Here is a 12,644-nt window from a genome sequence, read left to right on the forward strand (position 1 = left end):
CCCACTGCCCCGATGAATTTCGCCCGGCTTCATTCCACGAGAGACACCCGCACGCGATCGAACGCCGCGGGCTCACGCCGTCGCGCGCTGATCGCGATCCCGGCGCTGGGCGTGCTCGTGCTTGCGCTGCTGTGGACGGTGATCTCGGCACGCCTGTCGGTCGAGCGCGACTCGACTTACCGTGAGGCGACAGCTTCGGCTGCGATCCTTTCGGCCGCGCTGGAGCAGCACACCGTCAAAGCCATTCACCAAGTCGACCAAATCACGCGTTTCGTCAAGTACGAATACGAAAAAAGCCCCGATCACTTCGATCTGGCCAGTACCGTCGAAAAAGGCGTCGTGCAAAGCGATACGCTCGTGCAGGTATCGATCATCGACGAGCGCGGCATTCTGATCTCCAGCACGGCCGAGCCCAATCCGGCGCCGATCGATCTGTCCGATCGCGAGCATTTCAAAGTGCACGAGCACGAAAACGACGACCAGCTCTACATCAGCAAACCGGTGCTCGGACGCGTCTCGCATCAGTGGACGCTGCAGATGACGCGCCGCTTGAATCATCCGGACGGCTCGTTCGCGGGCGTCGTGGTCGTCTCCGAAGACCCGAGCTATTTCACGAGCGACTTCTACAACAATGCGGCGATCGGCAAAGACGGCGTAATCGCGGTCATCGCCGACAACGGCGCCGTGCTCGCGCGCCGCACTGGTGTGGCCCGCAATGCAGCCGGCGAGTTCTCGGCCAGCGGAACCTATCCAATTTCCGAGCATGTATCGGGCACGATGGTCGATCCGATCGACCACGTCAAACGCATCGTCTCGTACCGGCACATCGACGGCTATCCGATGGGCGTGCTCGTCGGGCTGTCGGAGGCGGAGGAATTCGCCGACTACAACCACACGCGCAACGTCTACCTGTTGATGGCCGGCTTCATCTCGCTCGCGATGCTCGGCTTCTTCGGCGTTGCCACGGGGCTCATCGGCAAGCTGCTCGGACGCGAGCGCGAGATGACGCACCTCGTCGAGTACGATTTGCTCACGGGCCTGCGCAATCGTTACGCTACGATGCAAAGCCTGCGACAGGACGTAGGCGATCCCGGCAACGTCGGGCGGCTCGCGATCCTGTTCATCGATCTCGATAACTTCAAGACCGTCAACGACACGCTCGGGCACAACGCCGGCGACATCGTCCTGCAGATGACGGCCTCGCGCCTGGCCGACGCCGTCGGCGCCGCGGGCGTACTCTCGCGCATCGGCGGCGACGAGTTCGTCGTCGTGCTCAAAGGCGGCGACGTCGAGCGTCAAGCCGTGCAGCTCGCCGAAAACGTTCGCGAGATTTTCGAGCATGCGTTCGATGTGCGCGGCACGTCGTTCGTCCTGCATGCGAGCATCGGCATCGCCCTGTACTCGGTCGGCAGCGAAAGCGAAATCGATCTGCTCAAGAAGGCCGACCTCGCGATGTACAGCGCGAAGGACGCCGGCAAGAACTGCTACCAGTTCTACTCGCCGCACTTGTCGCACCGTGCCGATCACCTGATGCAGTGGGAGCAGCAGCTACGCGTCGCGCTCACCGAAAACCAGCTCTTTCTCGTCTACCAGCCGAAGGTCGATCTCGCGCGCCGCTGTATCACGGGCTTCGAAGCGCTCGCGCGCTGGAACCATCCGCAGCAGGGGGTCATCTCCGCGAGCGAGTTCATCCCCGTGGCCGAATCGACGGGCCTCATCGTGCCGATCGGCGACTTCGTCATCCAAACGGCTTGCCGGCAACTCGCGGCATGGCAGCGTGACGGCTACGACACGCTATCGCTCGCCGTCAATATTTCGGCCGTGCAATTTTGGCGCGGCGATCTCTACGAAACGATTTCGCACGCCATCGAGGAAACCGGTATCGCCGCGCATCGGCTCGAACTCGAGATCACCGAGACGGCGATGATGGAGTACCCCGAACTCGTCTCCGAGAAAATCGTCGCGCTCAAGCGGCTCGGCGTCGGCATCGCGCTCGACGATTTCGGCACCGGATATTCGTCGCTGTCGTACCTGAACCGCTTCTCCGTGGACACGCTGAAGGTCGACCGCTCGTTCGTGCAGGCGATCCCGGCCGACCGCAGCGTGTGCGTGATGGTGTCGGCGATCGTCAACCTGGCGCGCTCGCTCGGGTTGACCGTCGTCGTCGAGGGCACGGAAACCGAAGAGCAGATCGCGTGGCTGTCGGCGCTCGGCAATATCCAGGCACAGGGTTTCCTGTTCTCGCGCCCCGTACCCGCCGATGGCATCCCCGCTCTACTCGAACGCTTCGGCGTGTGCGATGCGCATGAGCCATTCGGCACGTTCGGCGCAAGCCAGAAGAGCACGAGTAAGCAGTCGGCATAAGCGCATCGGCGCGCGTGCGCTCGGTGCAGGAGAAACGAGAAGGACCGACCGATGGGCGACGCGAGCACGCAACGCAGACGCGCTTCGCGCGGCTTGCGTACCACCGCGGCCGCCGAGGAAGGCGCGCATGCCGCACCGGTGCACGCCACCGGGCCCGAGCCGCTATGGACCTTGTTTCGCGTCGTCTTTTCGCTATCGGCGCTGTCATGGGGCGGCCTTGCGCTGATGGCCCAGCTCGAACTCTATTACGTCGAACGCGAGCGGCGCTTCACGCAAGTCCAATACTCCGATTTCGTCGCGCTCGCCTGGATGACGCCGGGAGCGGTCGGCTGCAATGTCGCCGTGCAGGTCGGCTACGCACTGCGCGGCCGCATCGGCGCCTGCGTCGCCGGCATCGCCTCCGTGCTGCCGTTCTTCTGCACGATGACGGCCCTTGCCACGTTCTATCACGCGTCGTTCATTCATTCGCTCGCGTCACCCGGCCTCATCGATCATTTCGCCGTCGTGCTCGCGGTCCTCATCGGCATCACCTGGTATCGGCAAACGCGCGTGCTCGTGCACGAACCGCTCGAATGGGCGGCGGCCACGATCGCCACGATCGTGCTGCTGACGATGCACGGCACGGCCTCGTTCGTGCTGCTGCTGGCCGGCTCGTTCGCGGCCGGCTGGCTCGTGAGCCCGGCACGCGGCGGAAAGCTGGAGGTTTCACTCGGCCTGCTCGACAAACTGATCGTGCTGGCCGTGATCGCATTGATCGCGCTATTTGCGACGCCGCTACCGCCCCACGATGCCGGACGCCTGATCTGGCCGCGCCTCGCGGGCGCCGGCATGACCCTGTTCGGGGGCGGATTTTCCGCGCTGCCCGTGCTCAAGGCGCTGTTCCAGACGCCTGAGGTCGGCATCACCGCGCGCGAGTTCACGCTCGCGTTCGCACTGTCCCCCGTTTCGCCCGGCCCCCTCTTGAACGTTGTACCGTTTCTAGGCTATCTCGTGCAAGGCTGGGCCGGCGCCGTGACGGCCACCTGCTCCCTGTTCGTGCCGTCGGGGATGTTGATCGTGTTCGCGCGTCGCCACCTGCATCGTCTCGAAGCGAACGCGCGCTTCGAGCACGGCATGCGCGTGCTGCGCGCATCGACGACGGCCTTTCTGCTGGTAGCCGTGGTGCACATCGGCGCGCACGTATCGCGCGCGCCCGTTCACCTCGTGACCGCCGCGTTCGCGCTCGTCTGCCTCGCACGGTTCAAGACGCCCGTGTACACCGTCTACGCAATCGTCGCCGCGGTGTACGGGCTCGCGCACCTGCTCGGCTACGCGTAGCCGAACACGCCGATCAGCGCGCCGGCCGCGATCAACCAAAGCGGATTGAATTTCGTGCGAAGTCCGACCGCAATGGTCGCGATCGTCAATGCAATGCCGGCGACCGAATGGTCGGCACCTTGCGCGAGAATGGCACCCGTCGCCATCATCAGGCCGATCGTTACCGGCGCGAGGGCGCGCCGAATCGTGGTCATCCAGCGCGTATCGCGATGCACCCCCGTGTAATGCTCGAATGCGAGCGCAAGCACCGATGAGGGGCCGCACATCGCGAGCGTCGACACGATCGCACCCGCGAGCCCTGCGACCTGCCAACCGAATAGCGCGACGAACAGCACGTTCGGCCCTGGGGACGCCTGCGAGATCGCGAACAGCGCGGAGAACGTACTATCGTCGATCCAATGGTACTGATCGACGAGAAAGCGGTGCATTTCGGGGATGACGGCCGTCGCGCCGCCAAACGCCATCGCGGAGACGAGCGCGAAGCGCCAAGCGAGCTCGAACAGGATCATCGCTGGGCCCTCCACTCGACGAAGAGCGCGGACGGAATCAAGACGAGCATCACCCAGCCGAGCGGCAGATGAAAGATGCCGACGGCGGTCAGCGACAGTAGGCCGAAAATGAGCCCTCGCATCGTTCGCGGCTGGCTCTGCGCGAGCTTGATGCCTGTCATCAGCACGAGCCCCGCGGCCACGGCCGCCATGCCGCGCAGCGCGCCTTGCACGGTCGCCAGCCCACCGAACCGATGATAGAGCGCGCCGAGCACGAGCACGATGACGAACGGCGCCGACATCAGTCCGGCCACGGCCGCGACGGACCCGCGCCAGCCGCAGTAGCGGTAGCCGACGATCACGGCGATATTGCAGATATTCGGGCCGGGGAGAATCTGGCCGATCGCGAGCAACTCGGCGAATTCGCGATCGTCCACCCAGCGGCGCCGATCGACGAGCATGCGTCGCGCCCACGGCATGACACCGCCGAAGCCGTAAAGGCTCATTTCGGCAAAGGTGCGAAAGAGCTCCGAGGGCGCGATACGCCGGGGACGATGTGTGTCGTCGAGCGTGCCGGAGGGAGGATCGGAGGGGGTCATCGGCGGATCACCCGTAAAGCTTGCAGTATCGCTCAACGAGCTTGCAAACGGCTTGCCGGCAACAAACGGTAATCGTTGCGCACGCAACGACTACCGTTCAGCTCGAACGCCGATCAGAACCCGCGAGCGAGCACGGCGGCGACGATGGCGGCGATGCCGAGCACGAGCCGGCGCATCGTATCGACGGCGCGCGCGCCGTCCGGCCAGCGCTGCGCCTGCACGGCGCGGCGGATGCGAGGAAACACCGCGAATCGCACATGGCCGAAGATCAGCATCATGACGACGCCGAGCGCCGCCATCAGGTTGACCTGCCACGGCGCGTGCCCGCCGCCGAAGCGCGTCATCAGGAAGCCACCCGAGATCAGGATCGCGATCACGGCCGCGCCGATCCAATTGAAAAACCGCCCGAACACAGACTCGATCAGCGGCAACCGGAGCTGCGGCGACACGTCGGCCAGCGCGGGACGCAAACAAAAATGCGCAAACACCATGCCGCCGATCCAAACTGCAACCGAGGCCAAGTGCGCGAACAATGCAACGTCGATCGCAATCGACAGGGACATAAGACTCTCCAAGAGCGGTCGTTTCAACGTCCGGCGCACCCGCGCCGGTCAAGCCCGCGCGTCAATCGAGCGCGGGCCGCAATGCCGTTATCTTCAAACGCGCGTCGGGCGCACGCCCGCGACGGGCACGCTTGCCGACGTGCGGCGCGAGTGCGGCGCCGGCAAGCAGCGCCTCTTGCGGCTTGCCCGCGCGGCCCACGCCGAGCAGCACGACGCCGGCCGGCCCGATCGCCAGCGCCTGCGTGAGCTTTTCACCCTCATCGAGCCCCATCAGGATGATGCCGCGCCCGCCGGCCGCGAGCGTCTTCATCTCGTCGAGGCCGAACACGGCAAGCCGCCCCGTGCTCGACAAACAGGCCACTTGCGTCGCTTGCGGCAGCACCGGCATCGGGGCCAGCGGCTGCGCGCCGTCGTCGATCGTCATGAACGATTTGCCGGCCTTGACGCGGCTCACCATGTCGCCGACGCGCGCGACGAATCCATAGCCGTTGCTCGACCCGAGCAGCAACGGCTGCTCGACGTTCGCGGCATAGTAATGCATCAGATGCGTTCCCGCTTCGAGGTCGACGAGCGAAGTGACCGGAGCGCCGTCGCCCCGGCCGCCCGGCAGCATCGACACGAGGACCGAATAGACGCGGCCTTTGCTGCCCCAAGCGATGAGCATGTCGGGCGTACGACACTGGAACGCGGCGTAGAGGCCATCGCCGTCCTTGAACGTGAAACTGCCGACGTCGAGCCCGTGGCCCTTGAGCGCACGCACCCAGCCGCGCTGCGAAACAACGACCGTCACCGGCTCGTCCACGACGCGCGCCTCGAACGTCGCGCGCTTCTCCTGCTGGATCAACGTGCGACGTTCGTCGCCGTACTGCTTCGCATCGCCTTCAATTTCCTTGACGATCTGGCGCTTCATCGTCGATTCGTTCGCGAGCAGCTCTTCGAGCTTGGACTTCTCGTCGCGCAACGCTTCGAGCTCCTTCTCGATCTTGATCTTCTCGAGCCGAGCAAGCTGGCGCAGCCGGATGTCGAGAATGTCGTCGGCTTGCCGTTCGCTCAAGCCGAACGCACTCATCAGCGCGGCCTTCGGCTCGTCCGATTCGCGGATGATGCGAATGACCTCGTCGATATTGAGGAAGACGATCATCCGGCCTTCGAGGATGTGGATCCGATCGTCGACCTTCGTCAGCCGGTGGCGCGTGCGCCGCGTGACCGTGGCGAAGCGAAAGCCGATCCACTCGCCCAGGATCTCGACGATGCCCTTTTGCCGCGGCCGTCCGTCAGCGCCGATCATCACCAGATTGAGCGCCGCGTTCGATTCGAGACTCGTATGAGCGAGCAGCGAGTGGACGAACTCGGTCTGATCGATGCGGCTCGACTTGGGCTCGAATACGATGCGCACGGGCGCGTCCTTGCCCGACTCGTCGCGCACGGCATCGAGCAGCCCCAGCAGCGTTTGCTTGGTCTGTAGCTGCTCCGGCGTCAGCGACTTCTTGCCGAGCTTGATCTTCGGATTCGTGAGCTCCTCGATTTCCTCGAGCACCTTCTGGGCCGACGTGCCCGGCGGCAGCTCGTTCACGACGAGTTGCCACTGGCCGCGCGCGAGATCTTCGATCTTCCAGCGCGCCCGCACCTTCAGGCTGCCGCGCCCCGTCTCGTAGGCAGCGGCGATCTCGGCCGAACTCGAGATGATCTGGCCGCCCCCGGGGAAGTCGGGGCCAGGGATAATCTCCATCAACTCCGCGTGCGTGATCTTCGGATGCCGGATCATCGCGACGGCCGCCGCTGCGACTTCACGCAGATTGTGCGAAGGGATTTCCGTCGCCAAACCAACCGCGATCCCCGACGCCCCGTTGAGCAACAGGAACGGCAAGCGCGCGGGCAGCAACTTCGGCTCTTGGAACGAGCCGTCGTAATTCGGCGCGAAATCGACGGTGCCCTCGTTGATCTCGTCGAGCAACAGCTTCGCGATCGGCGTCAGACGCGCTTCGGTGTATCGCATCGCCGCCGCACCGTCGCCATCGCGCGAGCCGAAATTACCCTGGCCGTCGATGAGCGGATAACGCATCGCGAAGTCTTGCGCTAGGCGCACGAGCGCGTCATAGGCCGACTGATCGCCGTGCGGATGGTATTTGCCGAGGACGTCGCCGACGACGCGGGCCGACTTCACGGGCTTCGCATCGGCGGAAAGGCCCATCTCGTTCATGGCGAACAGAATGCGGCGCTGCACGGGCTTTTGTCCGTCGCTGACGTCGGGCAGTGCGCGGCCCTTGACGACGCTGACGGCATAGTCGAGGTAGGCGCGCTCCGCGTAATGGCCGAGCGTCAGCGACTCGCCGTCGGGCGCGGCAGGCGGTGCGAACAAGTCGTCTTGTTGATCCATCGAGAATAATGTCCGTGTTCAGAAGACTGGAGACGTAGCATGCGCCTCAGCGCATTGGCTTCAGCGCACTTGCCTCAAATATCGGCTTCGACTTCGTTGCCTTTCTCTTCGAGCCAACTGCGGCGCGCCGCCGCTTCGCCCTTGCCCATCAGCATCGTCATGCGCGAAACCGTGCCCTCGTATTCGAGTTCGCCGAGCTCGACCGGCATGAGCCGACGCGTGTCGGGGTTCATCGTCGTATCCCATAGCTGCTCGGCGCTCATCTCGCCGAGCCCTTTGAAACGGCTGATCGACCACTGCGTTTCGCGCACACCGTCCTTGCGCAGCTTGTCGAGTATCGCCTCGAGTTCGCCTTCATCGAGCGCGTAGAGTTTTTGCGCGGGCTTCTTGCCGCGCGCGGGCGCATCGACGCGAAACAGCGGCGGCCGCGCGACATACACATGCTTGCGTTCGATCAATTGCGGAAAATGCTTGAAGAACAGCGTCAGCAAGAGCACTTGAATGTGCGCGCCGTCGACGTCCGCATCCGACAAGATGCAAATCTTGCCGTAGCGCAAATTCGACAGATCGACGCTGTCGTCGGGATTATGCGGATCGACGCCGATCGCCACCGAGATGTCGTGCACCTCGTTGTTCGCGAACAGCCGGTCACGCTCCGTCTCCCACGTATTGAGCACCTTGCCGCGCAGCGGCAGGATCGCCTGGAATTCTTTGTCACGGCCCATCTTGGCCGAGCCGCCCGCCGAATCGCCTTCGACGAGAAACAGCTCGTTGCGCGAGATGTCGGTCGATTCGCAATCGGTCAGCTTGCCCGGCAACACGGCGACGCCCGAACTCTTGCGCTTTTCGACTTTCTGGCCCGCCCGCGTGCGCGCCTGAGCCTGTTTGATGACGAGCTCGGCGAGTTTCTTGCCGTGCTCGACGTGCTGATTGAGCCAAAGCTCGAGCGCGGGACGCGTGAACGACGAGATGAGCTTGACGGCGTCGCGGCTGTTCAGCCGCTCCTTGATCTGCCCTTGGAATTGCGGATCGAGGACCTTCGCCGACAGCACGAACGACACGCGTGCGAAGACATCTTCGGCAAGCAGCTTCACGCCCTTGGGCTGCAGATTGTGCAACTCGACGAAACTCTTGACCGCTTGAAAGAGCCCGTCGCGCAAGCCCGACTCGTGCGTGCCCCCTGCCGGCGTCGGAATGAGGTTCACGTAGGATTCGCGCTGAAGCGGCCCTTCCTCGCTCCACGCGACGACCCACGCGGCGCCCTCGCCTTCGGCGAACGCGTCCTCGTTCGTGCGCGCGCTGTCCGCGTAGCGTTCGCCCTCGAATAGCGGAATCAACAGCTCGCTGCCCGCCATGCCCTCGAGCAAATAACCGCGCAAGCCGTCTTCGTATTTCCAGCTTTGGCGCTCGCCCGTCTTTTCGTTGACTAGCACGACCTCCACGCCGGGCAGCAGCACGGCCTTCGAGCGCAAGAGCCGCTGCAGTTCGCCGAGCGGCAGGTTCGCCGAGTCGAAGTACTTCGGGTCGGGCTGCGCCGTTACTCGCGTGCCCGTGCGCTTCTCGCCCCGCTCGACGGCCCGCACCACCAGCGGACGCACGACGTCGCCGTGCGCGAAGCCGATTTGGGCCACCTTGCCCTCGCGCCAGACCGTGACATCGAGCCGCGACGACAACGCGTTCGTGACCGACACGCCCACCCCGTGCAGACCGCCCGAGAACGTGTACGCCCCGCCGGCGGCCTTATCGAACTTGCCGCCCGCGTGCAGGCGCGTATAGACGATTTCGATGACGGGCACGCCTTCGTCGGGATGCAGGCCGAACGGAATGCCGCGCCCGTCGTCGTCGACGGAGACCGATTGATCGGCATGCAGCGTGACCGTGATCTGCCGGCCATGGCCGCCGAGCGCTTCGTCGGACGCGTTGTCGATGACTTCTTGGATGACGTGCAGCGGATTTTCGGTGCGCGTGTACATGCCCGGCCGCTGCTTGACCGGCTCGAGCCCTTTGAGCACCTTGATCGACGCCTCGCTGTATGCGGCGCTTGGCTTTTTCGTGGACATGGTCTCGTGTAGGTCGTTGTCCACAGCGCGTGTGGATATCCGCGTGGACAAAGCGTTGAAAATTCAAAAAAAGCGAATCGAAACAACGAGAGCGGCCAGCGTGCCCGCAAAGCGAGCGCGGCCGGCGGCGCTCGATGGGGGCCCGCCATAGTCGCGGCGTATTTTACTGGTTTCGTTTCCCGGGGCAATTGGCGGGATGGCCAGCTTATTTGCGTTTCGCTTCGAGCGCCTCCCAGCGCTCCAACGCGGCGAACAGCTCGTCGTCGATCGCCGCATAGCGCTCGGTCAGCCGCGCGCCTTCCTTTGCATCGCGCGCAAAGATCGAACCGTCCTCGAGCTGAGCGCCGATCGCCTTTTGCTCGGCCTCGAGCGCAGCAATCGTCTCGGGCAGCGCTTCGAGTTCGCGCTGCTCCTTGAACGAGAGCTTCACGGTGCGCTGCGCGTTGCGCCCCGCGGCGCTCTCCTTGGGCACAGCCTCGCGCGCCACAACCTTCGGTGCGTTCTTGGCGGCGGCCTCCTGTGCGAGACGCGCGGCACGCTCGCTTTGCGTTTGCCAGTCTGTGAAACCGCCGACGTACTCGCGCCACTCGCCGCCCCCTTCCGACGCGATCACCGACGTAACGACGTTGTCTAGGAACGCGCGATCATGGCTGACGAGCAGCACGGTGCCGTCGTAGTCGGACAGCAACTCCTCGAGCAGCTCCAGCGTGGGAATGTCGAGATCGTTCGTCGGCTCGTCGAGCACGAGCACGTTCGCGGGCCGGGCGAAAAGCCGCGCGAGCAAGAGCCGGTTGCGCTCGCCGCCCGAGAGCGACTTCACAGGCGAGCGCGCACGCTCCGGTGCAAACAGAAAATCGCCGAGGTAGCTCATGACGTGCTTACGTGTGCCGTTGACCTCGATCCAATCGCTGCCGGGGCTGATCGTATCGGCAAGGCTCTTCTCGGGATCGAGCTGCGCGCGCATCTGATCGAAGTAGGCCACCTGCGGATTCGTGCCGACGCGCACGGTGCCTTCGTCGGGTGCGATTTCGCCGAGAATGAGCTTGAGCAGCGTGGTCTTGCCCGCGCCGTTCGGACCGATGAAGCCGATCTTGTCGCCGCGCATGACCGTCGTCGAGAAATGGTCGATGACCGTCCGTTCGCCGAAGCGCTTGGTGACGTCGGTCAGTTCGGCCACGATCTTGCCCGAGCGCTCGCCCTGCCCGACGTCGAGCTTCACGTTGCCTTGCACGTTGCGGCGCTCGGCCCTCTGGTTGCGCATCTCGACGAGCCGCGCGATGCGCCCGACGCTGCGCGTGCGACGCGCCTCGACGCCCTTGCGTATCCACACTTCCTCTTGCGCGAGCAGCTTGTCGAACTTGTCGTTCTCGACGCGCTCGACCTCGAGCTGCTGGGCCTTGCGTGTCTGATACGCCGAGAAATTGCCCGGGTACGACAGCAAACGGCCGCGATCGAGCTCGACGATGCGTGTGGCGACACGATCGAGAAACGCGCGATCGTGCGTGATGAAGAACAAGCCGGCGCGCGAGCCGACGAGCAACTCCTCGAGCCAGCGGATGCCGTCGAAATCGAGGTGGTTCGTCGGCTCGTCGAGCAGCAGCACGTCGGGATCGACCACGAGCGCTTGCGCGAGCGCGACGCGCTTTTGCATGCCGCCCGAGAGCGCGCCGACGCGCGCGTCCCCATCGAGATTCAGTTGCGCGATCGTGGTGGCGACGCGCGTGCGCCAATTCCATGCGCCCGCGGTATCGAGCGCCGATTGCAGCGTGTTCATGCGCGCGAGCAACGCGTCGTGCTCGGCGCCTTCGGGTGTTGCCGCGAGCGCGTGGGCGACGGCGTCGTACTCGTCGAGCGACGCGCGCATCGGCGCAAGACCGCCCGCAACCGTATCGAAGACCGACGCTTGCGCATCGAACTCGGGCTCCTGCGGCACGTAGACGGTCGACAGCGCCTGCTGCCCGGTAACGAGGCCGTCGTCGGGATGCATGAGCCCGGCGACGATCTTGAGCAGCGACGATTTGCCCGCGCCGTTGCGCCCGATGAGCCCAACGCGTTCACCGGCTTCGAGCGAGAAGTCGGCGTGATCGAGCAGCGCGACGTGGCCGAATGCGAGCTGCGCGTCGACGATGGAATAAAGCGACATGAAGGAGGGGGCCTGCGAAAAAATCGAAGCGCTCATTGTACCGGGCGCGACGCAAGAGCCGGCGTGTGTTGGCCGTTCGGTATATTCGGTACAATCGCGCCCTGCGCGGCGCCGACCGAACAAATGTCATCGAGAGTGCGACGATTCGCCCGCCGCCTGAGCGCCCGCGGCACGCGGCGCTAGCGTAGTTATTTTTTGGGACGAATTAGGGTAGGACGCCGTGAGCGACGTTATCGAGTACAAAAGTTGGGTTTGCGTAATTTGCGGTTGGATTTACAACGAAGAGGAAGGGCTGCCGGATGAGGGCATCGCGGCGGGTACGCGTTTCGCCGACATCCCCGATGATTGGCGCTGCCCGCTGTGCGACGTGACGAAGGACGAGTTCGCCATCGTCGAGTTCTGAACCTCGGAAACGGCCGCGCGGGCCGTCGGTCTCGCGATCGCATCGGCAGGGGCGCGGCCTTTGATATACTCTGCGCGCGTCGGCGCATCCGGGCTCACCGCCCCGGAAACGGAATCTCCCCGTAGTTCAATGGATAGAACAAGTGCCTCCTAAGCGCTAGATACAGGTTCGATTCCTGTCGGGGGGACCACAGAAGACTCAAACGGCCACAACGTTTTACCAGACAATCCCCGCCCAGCCTAGCTCGCGGGGTTTTTTATTGCCAAGTTTGCCAAGGTTTCGCCATTGACAGCGGGGGTATCCCGGGGGTATTTCTAGGGGTACCGAGAC

9 protein-coding genes and 1 tRNA gene are annotated in these 12,644 nt (G+C 64.5%); 4 read left to right on the forward strand and 6 right to left on the reverse strand.

What is annotated here, in order from left to right:
- Window positions 1-12 precede the first annotated feature (12 nt).
- Together J3485_RS13965 and J3485_RS13970 are read left to right on the forward strand one after the other, a co-directional pair.
- Window positions 13-2,364, forward strand: coding sequence for a bifunctional diguanylate cyclase/phosphodiesterase (locus J3485_RS13965; RefSeq protein ID WP_206953304.1), 2,352 nt, complete (start codon window positions 13-15; stop codon window positions 2,362-2,364).
- Between the two features lie 51 nt (window positions 2,365-2,415).
- Window positions 2,416-3,681, forward strand: a complete 1,266-nt coding sequence (locus tag J3485_RS13970) for a chromate transporter (RefSeq protein ID WP_206953312.1) — start codon at window positions 2,416-2,418, stop codon at window positions 3,679-3,681.
- Here the strand turns inward: J3485_RS13970 and J3485_RS13975 are convergent.
- The 6 genes from J3485_RS13975 to J3485_RS14000 form a co-directional block, all read right to left on the reverse strand.
- Window positions 3,672-4,190 carry a chromate transporter gene (locus J3485_RS13975; RefSeq protein ID WP_206953314.1) on the reverse strand — a complete coding sequence of 173 codons (519 nt, stop codon included), beginning with the start codon at window positions 4,188-4,190 and terminating at the stop codon, window positions 3,672-3,674. The genes J3485_RS13970 and J3485_RS13975 overlap by 10 nt on opposite strands.
- Window positions 4,187-4,768 (reverse strand): chromate transporter, encoded by a 582-nt coding sequence (locus J3485_RS13980; protein WP_206953317.1) that lies wholly within the window; start codon window positions 4,766-4,768, stop codon window positions 4,187-4,189. Before J3485_RS13980 ends, J3485_RS13975 begins: the two co-directional genes overlap by 4 nt.
- A gap of 113 nt (window positions 4,769-4,881) precedes the next feature.
- Complete coding sequence (locus tag J3485_RS13985) at window positions 4,882-5,325, reverse strand: CopD family protein (protein WP_206955815.1); 444 nt, start codon at window positions 5,323-5,325, stop codon at window positions 4,882-4,884.
- Between the two features lie 67 nt (window positions 5,326-5,392).
- The gene (gene parC / locus J3485_RS13990; protein ID WP_206953321.1) at window positions 5,393-7,708 is read right to left on the reverse strand and encodes a DNA topoisomerase IV subunit A; all 2,316 of its coding nucleotides are present in this window, start codon (window positions 7,706-7,708) and stop codon (window positions 5,393-5,395) included.
- 74 nt (window positions 7,709-7,782) lie between these two features.
- Window positions 7,783-9,768, reverse strand: coding sequence for a DNA topoisomerase IV subunit B (locus tag J3485_RS13995; RefSeq protein WP_206953322.1), 1,986 nt, complete (start codon window positions 9,766-9,768; stop codon window positions 7,783-7,785).
- 205 nt (window positions 9,769-9,973) lie between these two features.
- A complete protein-coding gene (locus J3485_RS14000) occupies window positions 9,974-11,911 on the reverse strand; it encodes an ATP-binding cassette domain-containing protein (RefSeq protein ID WP_206953330.1) in 1,938 nt (645 codons plus the stop codon).
- Window positions 11,912-12,131: 220 nt separating this feature from the next.
- Here J3485_RS14000 and J3485_RS14005 point away from each other — a divergent pair, with 220 nt between their 5' ends.
- Together J3485_RS14005 and J3485_RS14010 are read left to right on the forward strand one after the other, a co-directional pair.
- Entirely contained in the window at window positions 12,132-12,314 is a 183-nt protein-coding gene (locus tag J3485_RS14005; RefSeq protein ID WP_206953332.1) for a rubredoxin, read from the forward strand.
- A gap of 115 nt (window positions 12,315-12,429) precedes the next feature.
- Window positions 12,430-12,504, forward strand: a tRNA-Arg gene (locus J3485_RS14010).
- Window positions 12,505-12,644 lie beyond the last annotated feature (140 nt).

Origin of the sequence: Trinickia acidisoli, assembly GCF_017315725.1 — a bacterium.
Classification (GTDB): domain Bacteria; phylum Pseudomonadota; class Gammaproteobacteria; order Burkholderiales; family Burkholderiaceae; genus Trinickia; species Trinickia acidisoli.